The sequence below is a fragment of the Mucilaginibacter gossypii genome (assembly GCF_017569325.2).
Taxonomy (GTDB): domain Bacteria; phylum Bacteroidota; class Bacteroidia; order Sphingobacteriales; family Sphingobacteriaceae; genus Mucilaginibacter; species Mucilaginibacter gossypii.
The window spans coordinates 2,567,293-2,587,209 of sequence record NZ_CP071878.2 but is presented as its reverse complement, the minus strand read 5'-3'; the positions used below and the strand labels follow the sequence as shown (position 1 = coordinate 2,587,209).

The following is a 19,917-nucleotide window of genomic DNA, read 5'->3' as shown; positions in this document are numbered from 1 at the left end:
TTCGAAAATTACTGTACGATATGCTTAAAAATTACTTCAAAATAGCCTGGCGCAATATCGTGCGTCATAAAGGCTATTCTGCTATAAATGTTGCGGGTTTAACAGTTGGCCTGGCTGCCTGCCTGCTCATTTTTGTGATTATTCAGTTTGAGCTTAGTTTTGATACTTTCAATCCTAATTATAGAAGCATTTATCGTATAGTTACCCAGGAAAAGCACGAATCGGAAACTACCACCAATCCCGGAGTTGCTGTTCCTGCTACAGATGCCCTTCGTTTGGATATACCTCAGGCTAAAGTGGCAGCTTTGAACAGCAGCTATGGTAGCCAGATCACAGTGCCGCAAGCCACCGGAAGTAGTAGCAGTGATAAGAAATTTACTGAAAATATTGGCGTGTTATTTATTCAGCCTCAATTCTTCGATATTTTTAGTTACAAATGGCTGGCTGGAAGTCCCGCTGTATTGGCCAGTCCGGATATGGTTGTGTTGGATAAAAGCTCGGCCATTAAGTATTTTGGCGACTGGACAAATGCTGTAGGCAAAATTCTTAAAATGGATAATGTTTTGACGCTGAAAGTATCCGGAATTGTAGAAGATGCCCCGGTTAACAGCGATTTTCCGTTTAAAGTAATGGTATCATTTGATACCTGGAGACAGCATCCTAAAGATTACAACTACAGCGCCGAATGGGGATCAACCAGTAGCAGTCATGAGGTGTTTATGCTGTTGCCAGCCAGCATGTCAAAAAATAATATTGACGCCCAGTTAAAGGCGTTTTCGGCCAAACACTTTAAAAAAGGATCATCGCAAACTACGCTGTTACCACAGCCGCTTGCCGATATGCATTTTGATACCAGGATAGGTAACCCGCTTGGTGACCACAGCACCAGCCGCGCTACTTTGAGTACTTTGTCATTCATCGCGCTGCTGATCATTATCATGGCATCCATCAATTTTATTAACCTGTCGACAGCGCAATCTGTGGGCCGGTCAAAAGAAGTTGGCATCCGCAAGGTGCTGGGCAGTACCCGTCCGCAATTGATTTTTCAGGTAATTGGCGAAACAACAATTATCGTCATTGCTTCGGCTTTAATTGCCTTGGCAGTTGCCCGGCTGGCCATGCCTCAATTGAAAAATATAGCCAATGTGCCTGATAGTATCAGCTTATTTACTACTGGGAGCTTATTTTTTTTAGCGGCCAGTACAGTTACTATCGTTTTATTATCGGGTATTTATCCCGCATTGGTAGTATCAGGTTTTAAACCTGTGCTTGCACTTAAAAATAAAATAACAGCAGCTTCTATCGGCGGTATTCCGCTTCGCCGGGGATTGGTGATTGCACAGTTTGCCATATCACAATTGCTCATTATTGGTACCATCGTAGCGGTAAACCAGATGGACTTTGTAAATAAAGCCGATCTCGGTTTTAACAAAAATGCGTTGCTCATTATTCCAGGCTATACTGATAGTTTAAGCCTCCGTAAAATGGAATCATTTAAACAACAGGTGTTGCAGGATCCTAATGTTAAAGCAATCAGTTTCTCTTCGGATGTACCATCATCAGAAAATAACTGGGGTACAAATTTCGATTTCAATAACTCAACCAAGGACGTTGGCTTTAATACCTACCTTAAATTTGGAGATGTTGATTACTTCAAAACTTATGGGTTAAAGTTTGCAGCGGGCAAAGGATATGACGTAAGCGATACCGCAAGACAGTACGTGGTTAATGAAACCTTTATCCATAAATTGGGTATCCAGAATGCTAATGATGCCATTGGCAAAACACTACGTTTGGGCGGCGGCAAATGGCTGCCGATAGTGGGGGTAGTTAAGGATTTTAAAACCAACTCACTTCGCGAGGCTATAAAACCAATAGTAATATCACCTGCTAAGAAATTTGAGGGTCAGATAGGCATCAAGATCCAAACTGCTGATTTGAGCAAAACTGTATCTCAGTTGCAAAAACTGTGGGAGAATACTTATCCCGAATATGCTTATAACGGTTATTTCCTGGATGATAATATTGCCAAATTTTACGAGCAGGAGAACAAAATGGCGTTGGTGTACAAAATTTTTGCCGGGATAGCCATTTTTATATCATGCCTTGGTTTATATGGGCTGGTATCATTCATGGCCGTTCAGCGCACAAAAGAGGTTGGCATCCGCAAGGTTTTAGGAGCATCGGTAAGCAGCATTGTATTCCTGTTCTCAAAAGAGTTTATGGTACTTATTGGTATCTCGTTCCTGATAGCCATGCCCGCCGCATGGTATATTATGAACGGCTGGCTGCAAAACTTTGTATACCGTATTTCGATGAGCGCCTGGATCTTTTTATCGGCAATAATATCATCGCTGATAATAGCCTGGGTGACAGTAGGGTATAAGGCTGTTAAAGCGGCACTTGTTAACCCGGTTAAAAGCTTGAGGTCGGAATAGTATTTCATTAGGTCATTTGCTGCGCGTCATTGAGTCATTGACAAATACGCAAAGCAAAAAATGACGTAATGACCCTATGATGTAACGCAAATGACGCGAAGCAAATGACACAACGTAAATGACCTAATGACTAAACCTATGATAGGAAATTACATTAAAACAACCGTACGCGGCCTGATGAAAAACCGGGCTTACAGCTTTTTGAATATTGCCGGCTTGGCTATAGGTGTTGCTTGCGCATCCATGATATTTTTGTGGGTGCAAGATGAGCTTACGTTTAATCACAGCTTTGCAAAGCGCGATAATCTGTACACAGTTCGTGAAAATCAAACCTATGATGGTAAAACCTCCACATTTCGCGCCACGCCGGGGCCAATGGCCGCTGCACTAAAAGCAGATATTCCCGGTGTAAAAAATGCGGCACGTATGGCCGGCTCTGATAATATAGTATTTGCTTTGGGCGACAAAGTGATCAATGAAGATGGCTCCTATACTGATGCTGAGATTTTTCCGATGCTGAAACTGCCGCTTTTACAAGGCGATGAGGCTAATGTTTTTCATGAACTGCATTCGGTAGTGATCAGCACTACTATGGCTAAAAAGTTTTTTGGTGATGCCAACCCGGTAGGTAAGGCTCTGAAGATGAACAATGAGCAGGATTTTACGGTTACCGGGGTATTTGCAGATTTTTCCAAAAATTCAACATTCCAAATGCAATGGTTTGCACCATTGAAAAATATCGATCATATGCAGCCCTGGATGCAGGACTGGGGAGCAAACTGGGCTCGTACCTATGTGGAGCTGGAACCATCGGCAGACGTTAATGCCGTTAATAAAAAACTGGCCAACTACATCGGTACCAAGAAAAATGGCAACAAAACAATCTCGTTCCTGTTCGGTATGAACGATTGGAACCTACGCGATAAATTTACTGATGGTAAAATGGATGGTGGGCGAATTGAATACGTTCGCCTGTTTTCGGCAATTGCCTTTATCATCCTCATTATAGCCTGTATCAATTTCATGAACCTGTCTACCGCGCGGTCCGAAAAGCGAGCTAAAGAAGTTGGCGTTCGTAAGGTGATGGGAGCCGGTAAAGGTAAGCTTGTAGCCCAGTTTATAGGCGAGGCGGTGATTATGGCGTTTATAGCGGTAATTGTAGCTGTGTTTTTAGTTTACGCAGTTCTGCCATCGTTCAATAATATGGTTCAAAAAGAGCTTACTATCGACCTTTTACAACCACTCCATTTGTTTTATTTACTGTCGATAGGTTTGGTTACCGGTTTGCTGGCTGGCAGCTATCCCGCGTTTTACTTGTCGTCATTTAATCCTATTGCCGTATTGAAAAATATCAAACTACCATCTGCAGCAGGCGCAGGTTTTATCAGGCAAAGTTTGGTGGTGATCCAGTTTTCAGTATCCATCATATTAATTATCGGAACAGTAATTATATACCAACAAATTCAGCACGTTAAAAACAGACAACTGGGTTATCAAAAAGATAACCTTGTTTATATCGATACAAAAGGCAAACTGACTGATCATTTTGCTGCAGTAAATAATGAATTAAAGCAAACCGGGGTTGTAGCCGACGCTTCATTGAGTGAATATCCAATTTTACAAATTTGGAGTAACACTGATAATTTTTCATGGGACGGAAAAGATGCCTCAAAAAATCCACTGATCACTATCGAAAGCGTAAGCCCTCAGTTTGTATCAACCATGAATATGAAACTGCTTACCGGAAGGGATTTTTATGCCAATGCAAAGCTCGATAGCAGTAACGTGATCATTAATGAAGCCTTTGCCAAACAAATGGGGAAGGCCGGTCACGTAGGTGGCATTATCAGGGATGGCGGTAGTAAACCCTACCAAATCGCGGGAATCATTAAAGATTTCCTTTATAATGACATGTATGTTTCTGGTGCGCCGCTGATGCTGTTTAGCCGTCCGCAAAACAATAACATTTTAACTATCCGCTTTAAACAGGGCGTTAATTTAACCGAGGCGCTGGCAAAAGCAGGCGAAGTTTATAAACGCGCCAACCCGGGTTATCCATTCGAATACAAGTTTGTTGATGCTGATTTTGATGAGCTGTTTAAAACGGAGGCCCTTACCGGTAAGCTATCGGGCATATTTGCATCGCTGGCTATCGTGATCTCGTGTCTTGGTTTGTTTGGGTTAGCAGCCTATACTGCCGAAAGAAGGATCAAAGAGATAGGCATCCGTAAGGTACTTGGTGCTTCGGTAGCCGGTTTAACCGGATTATTATCCCGCGATTTTTTAAAGCTGGTTGCGGTTTCCTGCCTGATAGCCTTTCCAGTTGCCTGGTATGCAATCAATAACTGGCTGCAAAGTTATCAGTACCGGGTGACTGTGCAATGGTGGGTTTTTGCTGCCGCCGGCATTGCTGCTATTGTTATAGCGCTGGTAACAGTGAGTTTTCAGGCTGTTAAGGCTGCATTGAGCAACCCGGTGGAGAGTTTAAGGTCGGAATAATTTCATTGTGTCATTTTGCTTCGCGTCATTATTCATTTGAACGCGGGTAAAAATGACATAATGACCCAATGACTTAATGAATTGAATCATGATAAAGAACTATTTAAAAATCGCCTGGCGCAATATCCTTAACAACAAGGTTTATAGTGCAATTAATATATTGGGGCTTGCCGCAGGCATGGCGGTTGCGCTGATGATTGGTCTTTGGGTAGTCAATGAATATTCATACGACAGGTTTTTGCCCAATTATGAGCAGCTTTACCAGGTTGAACAACATTTCACTACCCAGCATGATGGTGAGCATACACAGACCGCGGTTTCGTTGCCGCTGGCTGAAGTATTGCGCAAAGAGATTCCCGGAATCAAACGCGTTGCCGAAGCCGATTGGGTAGGCATGCAATGGCACGACCTTTTGGTAGGGGATAAGAAGCTCTATGTATCGGGTGGCTCCGCTCATTCCGATTTTCTACAGATCTTTAAATATCCTTTTATAGAAGGGAATGCTAAGGACGTTTTTGCACAGCCAAATTCTATTATTATTAATCAATCGACAGCTAAAGCACTTTTTGGAGATGCAGACCCGATAAATAAAGTAATACGTTACGATAACAGCCACAATCTGAAGGTGACCGGTGTTATAAAGGATATCCCGAAAAATGCTACCATTCAGTTTAGCTTTTTAATACCCTTTGCTTTTAAAGAAGCCACTGAAGATTGGATGAAAGGTTCCCGCACCATGTGGACTAATAACTCATTCAATATGTTTTTGGAGTTGCAACCCGGTGTAACAATGGAGCAAATCGCACCGAAAATTAAAAATATAGTGTACGATCACAGCGAGCAGATGCGCCCGGCAAAGCCAGAGGTAATTATTCATCCGCTTAAAAAATGGCACTTGTATAATGACTTCAAAAACGGAAAAGCTGTTGGTGGTTTCATTGACTATGTGCGCATGTTTAGCGTGATAGGTTTTTTGGTGCTGCTTATTGCTTGTATTAATTTCATGAACCTTTCTACAGCCCGGTCTGAAAAACGTGCCCGTGAAGTAGGTGTTCGCAAAGCCATCGGCTCGCAACGCAGCGATCTGATAGCCCAGTTCCTCGCGGAGTCGGTAATGATCACTTTCATTTCATTTTTGCTGTCAATTGTGATAGTGGAGCTGGCTATTCCGTCTTTCAATGCTATCGTAGGCAGTGCCATTAATATTCCTTATACCAATGTTTGGTTTTGGGTGATGATGATAGGGTATGTGTTATTTACCGGTTTATTGGCAGGTAGTCGCCCCGCATTTTACTTGTCGTCATTTAATCCCGTACAGGTATTAAAAGGTACCATTAAGGTTGGCAGCTCGGCATCATTGCCGCGCAAGGTGTTGGTAGTAATGCAGTTTAGCTGTTCTGTTGCTTTGATTATCAGTACTGTTATTGTTTACCAGCAAATACAATACGCCAAAAACAGGCCTACCGGTTATAGTTCAACCCGTTTAATGATGACCGATATGAGCGGTGATCTTGAAAAAAACTACAGCGCATTAAAAAACGATCTGATAGCAAGCGGAATGGTAGAGAGTGTGGCGTCGGCATCAAGCCCGGTTACCAATATCTATAGCCATACCGGGATCGATAACTGGCCCGGAAAAGCAGGTGGCGAAACAGGAATAAACGTTGGCGCTATCTCCGTATCGCCTAATTACTTCAAAACAATGGGCATGACCATGAAGGAAGGCCGTGACTTTTCGGCCGAATGGGCAGCTGATACAACAAATGTGATCATCAATGAGGCTGCCGTAAAACGCATGGGCTTAAAAGATCCTATTAACAAAGTGATAAATTATAGCTTTTTGGGGCGGGTTCACATTATAGGGGTGGTTAAAGATGCTCTGATGGAATCGCCATTTACACCTGTGCAGCCTGCTGTATTTAATCATGGCAGGGGAGGTAACGACATCATGTATCGCCTGGCACCTAACGTAAATATGCAGGATGCCATTAAGAAGATAGGGAAGATCTTTGATACTTATAACCCGGCGTATCCTTATATCTATCAGTATGTTGATGAGGAATACAATCGCAAATTTAGCCTCGAGGCATTAGTTGGCAAGCTGGCAGGTGTTTTTGCAGGATTGGCTATTTTTATTTCATGCCTTGGTTTGTTTGGGTTAGCTGCTTATGTAGCCGAACAACGTACCAAAGAGATCGGCATTCGCAAAGTATTGGGTGCCTCAATAGCACAGGTATGGCTGCTGCTATCAAAAGAATTTATTTTGCTGGTGATGTTAAGTTGCATAATAGCAACACCTGTAGCTTTTTACTTTTTGAAGGATTGGTTGCAAAAATATGATTACAGGATAACAATAGGGCCCGGGGTATTTGTGCTTTCGGCTGTTGCCGCTATAATTATAACGTTGGTGACTATAAGTTTCCAGGCTATAAAAGCTGCGCTGACAAATCCGGTGAAGAGTTTGAGAAGTGAGTAACCTCACCCAAACCCTCTCCAAAGGAGAGGGCTTTAAGAAGATTAAAATACATAAATAATAACTAAATATATCACAAGTACAATTCCTCCCCTTTGGGGAGGTTAGGAGGGGTTTATGATCAAAAACTACATAAAAATTGCATGGCGAAATTTGGTGCGTAACAAGGCTTACGCAACCATCAGTGTTATTGGTTTGGCTTTGGGTATAGCCTGTGGGGTATTAATATTTACGCTGATCACTTACCACCTGAGCTTTGATACCTTTCATAAGGATAAAGACAGGATCTACCGTTTTTATACCGAGTTTCACGATCAGGGTGTAGACCGGGTAGGCGCTATTCCGCAACCGATGGCCAAGGGTTATCGAAATGACTTTGCCTTTAGCGAAAAAACGGCGAGATATATCAGCTTTAATAAAACGCTGATCACGATTACCAAGGGAAATGAAGTGAAAAAATTTGGTGAGGATGACGGTGTTGCCTTTGTTGAGCCCGAGTATTTCGATATCCTGAATTTTCCATTGCTTAAAGGCGATAAGAAAACCATGCTTGTTAACCCGAATGAAGCATTGGTTACCGAAAAAATGGCCCAAAAATATTTTGGTAATGATAACCCCATAGGCAAAACCTTTAAGCTAGATAATAATATAACTGTTACTATAACCGGTGTGCTGCAGGATTTGCCAAATAACACCGACCAAAAGCAACAGATCTTTATTTCGTATGCAAGTATGGAGGTGTACGCAGGTAAGGGCCGTGAAAATAACTGGGGCGGTGTTTACAGCGGCTGTCAGGGTTTTACCAGGTTGAAACCGGGTGTAACCAAAGCACAGGTTGAAACAGCCATGCTGCAATTGGTTAAAAAGAATTACACCGGCAGGGATTTGCAGGTTTGGCGCTTTAAATTACAACCTATTGCTGAAATGCACTTTGACCGTGAACTTGGCGGTTATGCCGATAAAAGCTATTTATGGGCGCTGTTCTTTATCGGCGTGTTCCTGATCATCACTGCTTCGGTAAACTTTATAAACCTGGCTACGGCCCAGGCGCTAAACCGCTCAAAAGAGGTAGGCATCCGTAAAGTATTGGGTAGTCAGCCTTTTCAATTATTTTGGCAGTTTATTGCCGAAACAGCTATCATCAGCATTATTGCTGTGGGAGTTGCTATTGGTTTATCCGAGATTGCTTTGACGCCATTAAACAATCTCTTCCATGCAAGGATGACCTTTAACTGGGCTGAATTAAGCGCTTTTATAGTTGTTATTACTTTTGTTGTTGTATTTCTTTCGGGTTCATATCCTGGTTTGGTACTGGCGAGGTTCCAGCCAATTAAAGCGCTTAAAAGTAAACTGTCACAAAAGGATGTCGGTGGTTTTTCGTTGCGCAGGGTACTGGTAGTTACCCAGTTCACTATATCGCAGGTACTTATCATCGGTACTATCATCGTAGTATCGCAATTACATTATTCACAAACTGCCGATCTGGGCTTTAATAAAAATGCCGTAGTGCTTGTGCCGCTTCCTCAAAACGATAAGATGAAAATGAGCACGATGCGTAATCGCCTCAGCGAAATTAAGGGTGTTGAAAATGTATCTTACTGTTATAACCCGCCGGCGTCGCGTTCAAATAGTAATACCGGTATTCAATATGATAATCGTGCCGAAGACGAGCATTGGAGCATCAACACCAAACAGGCCGACGAAAATTACATTTCAACCTTCGGCATTAAACTTATTGCCGGCAGAAACTTCTTCAAAGGCGATTCGGTTAAAGAGTTTTTGGTGAACGAAACCTTCGTTAATAAACTGCACCTTAAACCGCAGGATGTAATAGGGAAACAAATGGCAATTAATGGCCGCGACTATAAAGGTACCATTGTAGGCGTAATGAAAGATTTTTACAATTACTCTTTCCATGCGGAGATTTCACCATTATGTGTGATGCCTAACTATCAATCACTATCTACCGTTGCTGTGAAGATAGATATGCGTAGTGCCAAAGCTACACTGGCGGATATTGATAAGATCTGGAACCAAACTTTCCCTGAAGAATTGTATTCTTACCAGTTTTTGGATGATACCATTGCCCGTTTCTATCAGATGGATAATATATTACTAATCCTGGTTGAAGCGTTTGCCGGTATCGCAATCATTATAGGTTGTCTCGGCCTGTATGGCCTGGTGTCATTTATGGCTGTACGTAAAACCAAGGAGATCGGGGTTCGTAAGGTATTGGGTGCAAATATCAGCAGCATCTTATGGTTGTTTGGCAAAGAGTTCAGCATATTGCTGCTTATAGCATTTGTAATAGCCTCTCCGCTGGCCTGGTGGGCAATGCATAATTACTTAAAGGATTTTCAATACAGGATTAGTATCGGTCCACAAATATTTGTGATGTCCATACTATCCACATTTATTATAGCGTGGATTACGGTAGGTTATCGTGCTGCAATGGCTGCGCTTGCCAATCCGGTTAAAAGTTTGCGTTCGGAGTAGGGTTCATTTGTTCACTTGTTCATTAGTTCATTAGCGAACGCGGGCAAGGTTGTGCAAATAATTTTTACTCGCGAATAAAACCAATGAACTAATGAACAATTGAACTAATGAACCAACAGTATGCTTAGAAATTATATCAAAATAGCCTGGCGAAACATCGCTAACAATAAGGCTTATACAGCTATAAACGTTTTGGGATTGGCAGCCGGGATGGCTGTTGCCTTAATGATAGCACTTTGGGTTGCTAATGAGTACTCGTACGACAGGTTTTTGCCTGATGCCAATAGGGCATACCAGGTTCGCCGTAATTTTAACAGTAATGGCGAAAAATTAACGTTTAGTTCAACCTCGCTAAAACTGGCAGATGTGTTGAAAACTATGCCCGAAATAGAATATGTAGCACCCACAGATTGGGGTGGCACACATGGGTTAATGGTAGGCGATAAAAAGTTATCTATTGATGGCGTGCAGGCAGGTAGCGATTTCCTGAAAATTTTTCAATACAATTTTTTACAGGGGAGCCGTACAACCGCTTTGAATGATCCATATTCAATTGTACTGACCAAAACTACTGCTCTCGCTTTATTTGGCACCGGGAATGTGATTAATAAGGTTGTTAAGGTTGATAATAACTACAATTTAAAGGTTACCGGCGTGATTCAGGACGTACCATTGAATTCGTCGCTTCAATTTAAATATGTTATTCCATTCAGTTTGATGGAGCAACAGCCTTACATGAAAGACGCCCACGATAGCTTTGGTAACAATAGCTTCGAGCTATTTGCAAAGCTAAAACCAGGTGTAACTTACGCACAACTGGCCCCAAAGATCCTTCACATCGAAAAAGGCGAAAAAAATATTAACGCCGAAAACTCGGATGTAATTATGCAGCCCCTGACCGATTGGCACCTTTTTGCCGATTATAAAAATGGAGTTGCAGTAAGTGGGTTTATTGATTATGTACGCACCTTTAGTATTGTTGGTTTACTGGTACTGCTGATAGCTTGCGTGAATTTCATCAATCTCACAACTGCCCGGTCTGAAAAACGCGCGCGCGAGGTCGGTATCCGTAAAGCTATCGGATCACAACGTCAGCATCTGATATTCCAGTTCTTGACAGAATCTACATTGATCACACTGATCTCCTTTATATGCTCAATACTTTTTGTTCAAATAGCGCTCGGGCCGTTTAACTCGCTTACCGGGACTACTATTTCCATCCCCTTTAACAGCGCAATCTTTTGGCTGATTGTCATAGGGTGTGTATTGCTTACAGCCCTGGTGGCCGGTAGCCGCCCTGCGTTTTATCTTTCGTCATTTAATCCGGTTAAGGTATTAAAAGGTACAATTCAGGTTGGCCGCTCAGCATCGTATTCGCGTAAAGTTTTAGTAGTAATGCAGTTTAGCTGCTCAATAGCATTGATCATAAGTACAGCTGTTATTTACAGGCAAATTCAGTATGCCAAAAACCGCCCGGCGGGATACGATATTAATAGGTTAATAGCCACTAACGCCAACGAAGATTTGGGTAAGCACTATTCCGCTTTTAAAAATGAATTATTGCAAAGCGGCGTGATTGAAAGTATCTCCACAGCGTCAAGCACCATTACAGATATTAACATGCACAACAACCTTGACCAATGGCCCGGTAAATTTACCGGCGAAACCGTTGAAATGGGGGTAATAGCTGTAGCTAATGATTATTTCAAGACTGTAGGCATGAAAATGCTTGCCGGGAGAGATTATAATAATGTGGTGTCCGATTCATTGAATATTATTTTCAATGAAGCAGCGGTTAAGCGCCTGCGCCTTAAAGGCGACCCGATAAGCCAGGTAATAACTTATGGGGGCAAGCAACGCAAGATAATTGGGGTAGTTAAAAACGCGCTGATGTTATCTCCATTTGCACAGGCCGATCCCACCATGTTTTTGTATAATAACGATCCGCATCAAAACATGATCTACCGCCTCTCGCCTGAAGTAAACCCGCACGATGCCATTGATAAAATAGGGCAGGTGTTTTCAAAATATAGTCCTGCTTATCCATTTACATATCGCTTTGTAGATGATGATTATAACCGCAAGTTTGGCCAGGAAGTATTGGTGGGGAAATTGTCGGGCATTTTTGCGGGCCTGGCCATATTTATTTCATGCCTCGGCCTGTTTGGATTAGCCGCATACATCGCCGAGCAGCGAACTAAAGAAATTGGCGTACGCAAGGTATTAGGTGCAACTGTAGGCCAGTTATGGTTTTTACTGTCGAAGGATTTTGTGTTGATGGTGCTTGTTAGTTGTGTAATAGCCTCGCCGGTAGCCTTTTACTTTTTGCGGGGGTGGTTGCAGAAATACGATTACCGGGTAACCGTTGGCCCTGGTGTGTTTATTATATCGGCGACAGCAGCAATTGTCATCACACTAACGACAATCAGTTTTCAGGCTATTAAGGCCGCGATTGCCAACCCGGTTAAAAGTTTACGTTCTGAATAATAGGTAATTGTATCAGTTTGCTTTGTGTTGTTATAACGGGTAAGATAAATGACCATATGACCATGACATTAAAAAATAAAAAATATGATCAGAAATTACATTAAAATAGCCCTCCGGAACCTTTGGCGCCACCGGGGCTTTTCGTTTATTAATATTACGGGCTTATCAATAGGGATAACAGCCTGTTTTTTCATTTTTATATACGTGGCCTTTGAGCTGAGTTACGATAACTTTCACACAAAGGCCGATAGGATCTATCGTTTGGTAACCGATATCAAAACCCCGAGCGAAACTATTAATACCAATAGCACATCATGGGCGTTTGCACCTAATATTAAGGCAGACTTGCCCGAAGTAGAAGCATTTGTACGCACAAGCGGCGGCAGTTTTTTGGTGCGCAGGGGAGATGTAAAATTCCAGGAGGAAAACTCCATGTTCGCGGATTCGACATTTTTTAAGGTCTTTGATTTTAAATTAGTTAAAGGCGATCCCAGGACTGTACTCACCGCGCCCGCTACAATAGTATTTACCGAATCTACCGCGAAAAAATATTTTGGCAGTGCTGAGCCAATTGGCAAAACCGTATTAATTACCGGCGATGCCGTACCTGCCACGGTTACCGGTGTTATGAGGGATTTTCCTGGCAACTCGCAAATCAAGGCCGATATGATCATCTCAATGACATCGTTAACCCAAAAGTTTAATAAAGGAATTGACGGGCAGTGGGGCAATTTCGGCGCTACGACTTATCTTTTGTTAAAACCGGGTACAAGTCCAAAGGCTGTTGAAGCTAAAATGCCTGCCTTTTTGCAAAATCGTGACGGGGACGGAATGAAGAAAAGCCAGATGTTCTATAGGCTCATGCTTGAGCCTTTAAAATATACCTACCTCTACTCAAAAAGAGGCGGACAGGAAGTTGGAAGCATTAGCAATGTGTATATATTCAGTATTGTCGCGATTTTTATTTTGCTGATAGCTTGCATCAACTTCGTTAATCTTACTACTGCCCGCTCGGTTGAACGCGCCAAAGAAGTAGGGATTCGTAAAGTTGTGGGCGCCGAAAAGAGCCAGCTTGCAGGCCAGTTCATCGGTGAATCGGTGGTACTTTGTATCATAGCTTTTTTACTTACGCTTGGTATCGCTGCTTTATTGTTGCCTGCATTTAATCAATTGGCTGGTAAAACTGTTAGTTCCGGCATCTTTTCAAACTGGTACTATGTAGTTATTCTGTTTGTAACGTCTATTTGCATCGGCCTGCTTGCCGGTTTATATCCTGCGTTGGTACTATCGTCCTTTAAACCGGTGATGGTTTTGAAAGGCCGTTTTTCCGGAAGCCGGAAGGGCGGGATTTTACGCAAAACGCTTGTTGTTGCTCAGTTTAGCATTTCCATAGCGCTTATTATTGGAACTATAGTAGTTTATAACCAAATGAGCTTTATGCAAAACCGCGATCTTGGTTTTAATAAAGAACAAATGCTTGTACTCAACACCAACAGCGATCCTGCTAAAGAATCCCTAAAAAATGCTATCAGTTCAATTCCCGGCGTAGTATCAACGGCATCTGCTTCAAGTATCCCTGGAGGTGGAAATAACGGGGCTTACTCCGAGATAGAAAATAAAATGGGCGATTTGCAAATAGCTAACCTTGATCTGTATTTTGTTGATTATGACTATGTAAACCAATTTAAGATAAAGATGGTTGCGGGTCGTTCGTTTTCACGTGAATTTGGTACTGATACGGCCCAGGCGATGCTTATCAATGAAGCCGCTGTTAAATTGTTTGGCTATAGCTCTCCTAAAGATGCTATCGGTCGCCGGTTTAAACAATGGGGGCGCGAAGGTAAAATAGTAGGTGTAATGAAAGATTTTCATTTCCGTTCGTTACAGGAGGTAATCAAGCCGCTTACCATGCGAATCGAGCTTCATAGTCTTGATCTGATAACTGTAAAAGTCTCCCCGAAAAATCTGAATAGCACATTGGCGCAGATAGAAGGTAAGTGGAAACAATTTATCCCTAACAGGCCATACTCATTTTATTTTTTAGATGAGTTTTTTGACAGGCAGTACCGCTCTGAACAGCGTTTCGGTAAGCTATTTTTCAACTTCGCCGTTCTCGCCATATTCATTTCGTGTTTGGGCTTGCTTGGTTTGGCTTCGTACAGCACGCTGCAACGTACCCGCGAAATAGGGATCCGCAAAGTGCTTGGCGCGTCGGTACCCGGTATTGTTAACCTGCTATCCTTTGATTTTTTAAAGCTGATATTGATATCCTGCATAATAGCCATGCCGGTAGGTTGGTATTTTATGCATCAATGGCTCAAAGATTTTGCCTATCGTATAGATATTCAATGGTGGGTATTTGTGCTGGCTGGTGTATTAGCCGTTTTGGTGGCAGTAGCTACCATTAGCTTTCAGGCAATAAAAGCAGCATTAAGCAACCCGGTTAAAAGTTTACGTTCCGAATAATTGTCATTAAGCCATGCTTTCATCTTATTAATGGAATGCGGGGCAAAATGACCTAAACGAGATAAACTAATGATAAAAAATTATTTCAAAACCGCCTGGCGCAATATCTGGAAAAACAAGTTTTTTTCGGCTATTAACATTTTTGGGTTGGCCGTTGGTATGGCGGCCTGCATTGTGATCACGCTTTTTGTTTATTATGAAAAAAGCTTTGATAATCTGCATACTAAAAACATCTACCGCTTAAACGAGGTGCAAAAGTTTGAGGGAATGGGCGCCTCACAAAAGGTTGCGTTATCCATGTTTCCGATGGGGCCGACTCTGAAAACCGATTTCCCGGAAATAAAAAATTTTACGCGTGTTCGCTGGCAGCAAAAGTTTCCGCTCAATAACGGACTTAAACGAGTATACATGCCACAGGTATTCTTTGTGGATTCGGTTTTTTTGAAAATGTTTGATTTTAAACTGCTGAGGGGCGATCGGGCAACCGCTTTGTTAAAACCCCGCATCGTTTTATTAACAGAAGATGCAGCCAAACGAATGTTTGGTAATGATGACCCGATAGGTAAAACTGTAACAAATTACGGGCAGGATACTATAACCTATTCGGTTACCGGTATATTAGCTAATGTGCCCAAAAACTCACAATTGCAGTTTGATTGCCTGTTTTCATTCAGTAGTATTTATAAGAAATGGATGTTTACCAACTGGGGCGGCAACTGGTTAAATACCTATCTTGAATTGGCCCCTGGTACCAATATAGCGGCGCTTGAAAAAAAGTTTCCAGCCTATCTTGAAAAATATAAAGGTAAAGACGGCCCTAAAAATTACGAGCTATTCTTATTATCCCTGAAAGATGTTCACGCTAACTCGGCTGATATAGGGCTGGATTATATCAATTATCAAAAATTTGATAAACATATCACCAACCTGTTTACAGTTATAGGGATCATTGTTTTGGTGATAGCCTGTATTAATTTCATTAACCTTTCAACCGCGCGGTCATCAGAGCGGGCTAAGGAGGTTGGCGTACGTAAATCTATCGGGGCCGGACGTTTTCAACTGGCCATGCAGTTTTTGGGCGAAACCGTGTTATTATCCTTGATAGCCCTGGCTTTTGCCTGCATTTTTGTAAGCCTTGCCATTCCTTTTATAAACAGTTTAAGCCAGCGTGATATTAGTTTACCGCTGCATGACAATAACATGCTTATAGGAGTGGTTCTTATAAGCACCGTGCTTGTTGGTATTATTTCAGGTATATACCCTGCGCTTTTTTTGTCGTCGTTTCAACCGATTAAAGTATTAAAGGGGGCTTTAGCAACGGCGGGTGGCAATAAAGTGCCATTGCGTAATATTTTGGTTGTTGGCCAGTTTACGAGTGCTGTAATCTTAATGATAGCTACAGTTTTGGTTATCAGGCAACTTAAGTTTATGCAGAAAAAAGATCCCGGCTTTAACCGCGATCAGATTGTTAATGTTCCTTTAGGTTTGATCCCACAAAACAAATATGATTTGTTTAAACAGGAGTTGCTTTCCAACTCGATAATACAGGGAGTTACCGCGTCGCAGGATATTTTAGGCAGTCACCTTGACCAAACCGGCATTTCATTTAAACTTGGTGATTCACCATTGCGCCAGCTAACCTCAACCTTGCTGGTGGTTGATAATAATTACCTCGATCTGTATAAGATCAAGCTGCTGATGGGCAAAAACTTTTCTACCGATACTTCGGCCGTTTGGAAGCAATACATAATCAATGAAGCCCTGGCTAAGGAATTGCTGAAAGATCATAAAGGAAAAAATATGGAATCATTACTGGGACAAAGGTTTGGTTTTGATTCGTTGGGTGTGATTACCGGAATAGCCAAAGATTTCAATTTCAATTCCCTGCATTATAAAATTGAAACGCTGTTCCTGGTAAACGGTAAAGGGTTCAACCAAATGTCGGTTAAGATCAACGGCGGCAGGGCTAAAGATGCTGTTGCATTTATCCAATCAACCTGGCAAAAGGAGTTTCCCGGGATACCCTTTGAATACCAGTTTCTTGACGATCATTTTAAAGAAGTTTACAGTGTAGACAATCAGGTAAGCACTGTAGTAAGTATTTTAGCTGGACTGATCATCATTATATCCTGTTTGGGGTTATTCGGCCTCGCTTCATACTCAGCCGAAAAACGGATCAAGGAAATAGGGGTGCGCAAGGTGCTTGGGGCATCTGTGCAGAATATAGTGATGCTGCTTTCGGGGCATTTTGTAAAACTGGTGCTCATTGCCAACGTCATCGCCTGGCCGATAGCGTTTTATGCCATGAGTAAATGGCTGCAGGATTTTGCTTATCGCATTGATATTAGCTGGTGGGTATTCGGTATAGCTGGTTTTACATCACTGGTTATAGCCTTTGCTACTGTAAGCTTCCAGGCCATTAAGGCGGCTGTAGCTAATCCGGTTAAAAGTTTGAGGAGCGAATAACCTCACCCAAACCCTCTACAAAGGAGAGGGCTTTAAGAGTCGAAGAGCAAACAACAATTCCTCCCCTTTGGGGAGGTTAGGAGGGGTAAATGATTAAAAATTATATAAAAACAGCATGGCGTAACCTGGTTATAAACAAGGTTACTTCATTAATAAGTGTTGCGGGTTTAGCAGTTGGAATAGGTTGCTTTATATTATTAGCTACCTATTTATTAAATGAGCTGCGGTATGATAGGTTTCACGTTAATGCCAATCGTATTATGCGCGTGGCTTATAACTACAAATCCTCTGATGATGTGGAGGCAAAATCTGTGGCAGTAACGCCAACCGCACCAGTACCCGTATTTAAACAGCAATTGCAGGAAATTGAGGATGGTGTGCGCATTTCCTGGTATAATAACCCGGTGCAATACCAGGATAAACTATTCAATGAAAAACGGTTCTTTTTAGCCGATGAACCATTTTTCAGGATCTTCAGCTTTAAGTTTTTGATGGGGAACGCAGCTACCGCACTTAAAGATCCCTCGGCTTTGGTGATCACCGCGTCTACCGCAAAAAAATATTTTGGTACTGAGGATGCTATCGGTAAGGTTTTGAAGGTTAATAACAAACTAAACATGATGGTTACAGGGGTGGTGGAAGATGTACCCGAGTATTCGCAGATCAAGTTTGACATTATTGGTTCGTCCGCAGGTTCGGAACATGCTAAAACGCGCAAATGGGATTCGGCTAACGATTATTCTTACCTGCTTTTAAGGCCGGGCGTTAATATAAGCTCGGTTGAGCAGAAAATGAACAACTATGTAGCAGAGATGTTTAAGGATGATTTCAGGCAAGGGCATAAAATGTGGTTCAAACTCGAACCTTTGACCGATGTCCACCTGAAATCGCAGGCTACATATCCGCTAACGCCATCCGGCAATATCAGATACATTTACGTTTTAGGGGCAGTTGCCATTATCTTATTGTTGCTGGCTTGTGTCAACTTCCTGAACCTTGTAACAGCCAAAGCTATAGAACGGGGCCACGAAATAGGGGTAAGAAAGGTAATGGGTGCTGCACGTTCGCAGCTTTTTACACAATTTATCATCGAATCTGCCATGATCACTCTCGTATCGCTGTTGGCGGGCCTGTTTTTGGCGGATGTGAGCTTTAAATGGTTCAGCGATTTTTCGGGGCAGCAGTTGGGCTTTCAAACCTGGAATACATCATGGCTGATTATGGCCATGGTTGCCTTATTTGTAACGGTAACTTTTTTGGCCGGAACTTATCCGTCATTATATCTGTCAGCATTTAATCCTATTGTTACCTTAAAGGGGAAACTCACAAATACCTCCGGCGGTCGGGCTTTACGCAAATCGTTAGTTATATTTCAATTTGTGGTATCCGTATTCTTCATGATCTGTACGGTTATCGCGGGTAGCCAACTGCGGTATATCCAACACCTCAATATAGGTATCAACAGGTCGCAGGTGATGGTGATTGATGTTGGCGGCAAATCATTAAAAGATATTAAATCATTTAACAACGAGGTAACTCAATTACCGGGAGTGCTTTATGCAACTGCTTCGTACGATTCGCCGGTTGATGTTCACGGCGGATATAGCATTAACCACGCCGACGGCAAAAACAGCGACTATAATCTTTCGGTAACTGCTTTACCGGTAGAAAAGAATTTTTTAAATACGCTTGGTCTTAAACTGGTGCAGGGCATTAATTTTACAGATGCCGATGAGAAACGTTCTACGGATGTTGATGAAAATAAGCGCTATTACGGTTTTATCATCAACGAAAAAGCCGCCAAAGCACTGGGTTGGACAGCCGAAGAAGCAGTAGGTAAACATATTGGCCTTAACGGACGCACCGGTGAAGTAAGAGGTGTTGTACAAAACTTTAATTTCGCATCCCTTCACCAGGAAATTACACCAATTGTAATGTTTACTGAAGATTATTTTGGTAAAGTGCTTATCAAAACCTCAGGAAATAATATTGCCAAAACCATATCTGCAGTAAAAGAAAAATGGAGCGCTTTTAATCCTGCCACACCTTTTGAATATCACTTTCTTGATCAGGAATTTGATGATATGTATAAGGCCGAGCAACGTACCGGTTCAATATTAACTGCGTTTACTTTGGTCACTATCTTCATCTCTTGTCTGGGTTTATTCGGATTGGCAGTGTTTTCAACCAGGCAAAGAGTGAAAGAAGTTGGAGTGCGTAAAGTTTTGGGGGCAAGCGTTTTCAGTATAGTAAAGCTTGTTTCAGGCGATTTTCTGAAACTGGTTATCATATCGGTTATCATTGCTTCGCCGATAGCCTGGTATGCCATGCATCGTTGGCTGCTGGATTTTGCGTATAAGATCAGCATACAAATATGGGTATTCATAGCCGCGGGTGCAGTAGCTATACTTATCGCCTTTATTACCGCGAGCGTTCAATCCCTTAAAGCAGCGCTTACTAATCCGGTTAAAAGTTTGCGGTCTGGAGATTGATTATTTAGCTGAAAGGTAAAAGGCAAAAGCTGAAAGGTTTATAACACATTAAATACAGTGTTAAATAATTCTTTCAGCTTTCGCCGTTTAATTAAGCTAT

The 19,917-nt window shown here is 42.1% G+C and carries 8 protein-coding genes; all 8 read left to right on the top strand.

The genetic code is table 11. The features are described from left to right. Positions 1-20: 20 nt before the first annotated feature. The 8 genes from J3L18_RS10860 to J3L18_RS10825 all read left to right on the top strand — a co-directional run bounded on the left by J3L18_RS10860 (position 21) and on the right by J3L18_RS10825 (position 19,817). Complete coding sequence (locus J3L18_RS10860; protein ID WP_129571559.1) at positions 21-2,438, top strand: ABC transporter permease; 2,418 nt, start codon at positions 21-23, stop codon at positions 2,436-2,438. Positions 2,439-2,576: 138 nt separating this feature from the next. Beyond that, entirely contained in the window at positions 2,577-4,937 is a 2,361-nt protein-coding gene (locus J3L18_RS10855) for an ABC transporter permease (RefSeq protein WP_129571558.1), read from the top strand. 88 nt (positions 4,938-5,025) lie between these two features. Next, positions 5,026-7,413 (top strand): ABC transporter permease, encoded by a 2,388-nt coding sequence (locus J3L18_RS10850; RefSeq protein WP_129571557.1) that lies wholly within the window; start codon positions 5,026-5,028, stop codon positions 7,411-7,413. Positions 7,414-7,527: 114 nt separating this feature from the next. Continuing rightward, positions 7,528-9,906 carry an ABC transporter permease gene (locus tag J3L18_RS10845; RefSeq protein WP_129571556.1) on the top strand — a complete coding sequence of 793 codons (2,379 nt, stop codon included), beginning with the start codon at positions 7,528-7,530 and terminating at the stop codon, positions 9,904-9,906. A gap of 120 nt (positions 9,907-10,026) precedes the next feature. Then, positions 10,027-12,393, top strand: coding sequence for an ABC transporter permease (locus J3L18_RS10840; RefSeq protein ID WP_129571555.1), 2,367 nt, complete (start codon positions 10,027-10,029; stop codon positions 12,391-12,393). An 84-nt stretch (positions 12,394-12,477) separates the two neighbouring features. After that, positions 12,478-14,859 (top strand): ABC transporter permease, encoded by a 2,382-nt coding sequence (locus J3L18_RS10835; RefSeq protein ID WP_129571554.1) that lies wholly within the window; start codon positions 12,478-12,480, stop codon positions 14,857-14,859. 69 nt (positions 14,860-14,928) lie between these two features. Beyond that, positions 14,929-17,325, top strand: coding sequence for an ABC transporter permease (locus J3L18_RS10830; RefSeq protein WP_129571553.1), 2,397 nt, complete (start codon positions 14,929-14,931; stop codon positions 17,323-17,325). An 89-nt stretch (positions 17,326-17,414) separates the two neighbouring features. Then, positions 17,415-19,817: an ABC transporter permease gene (locus J3L18_RS10825; protein ID WP_129571552.1), complete on the top strand. Its 2,403-nt coding sequence runs from the start codon at positions 17,415-17,417 to the stop codon at positions 19,815-19,817. Positions 19,818-19,917 lie beyond the last annotated feature (100 nt).

What these genes read in the sequence shown, in the direction of transcription:
- J3L18_RS10830 (WP_129571553.1), top strand. Translation starts at nt 14,929, where the DNA reads ATGATAAAAAATTATTTCAAAACCGCCTGGCGCAATATCTGGAAAAAC.
- J3L18_RS10840 (WP_129571555.1), top strand. Translation starts at nt 10,027, where the DNA reads ATGCTTAGAAATTATATCAAAATAGCCTGGCGAAACATCGCTAACAAT.
- J3L18_RS10825 (WP_129571552.1), top strand. Translation starts at nt 17,415, where the DNA reads ATGATTAAAAATTATATAAAAACAGCATGGCGTAACCTGGTTATAAAC.
- J3L18_RS10860 (WP_129571559.1), top strand. Translation starts at nt 21, where the DNA reads ATGCTTAAAAATTACTTCAAAATAGCCTGGCGCAATATCGTGCGTCAT.
- J3L18_RS10835 (WP_129571554.1), top strand. Translation starts at nt 12,478, where the DNA reads ATGATCAGAAATTACATTAAAATAGCCCTCCGGAACCTTTGGCGCCAC.
- J3L18_RS10845 (WP_129571556.1), top strand. Translation starts at nt 7,528, where the DNA reads ATGATCAAAAACTACATAAAAATTGCATGGCGAAATTTGGTGCGTAAC.
- J3L18_RS10855 (WP_129571558.1), top strand. Translation starts at nt 2,577, where the DNA reads ATGATAGGAAATTACATTAAAACAACCGTACGCGGCCTGATGAAAAAC.
- J3L18_RS10850 (WP_129571557.1), top strand. Translation starts at nt 5,026, where the DNA reads ATGATAAAGAACTATTTAAAAATCGCCTGGCGCAATATCCTTAACAAC.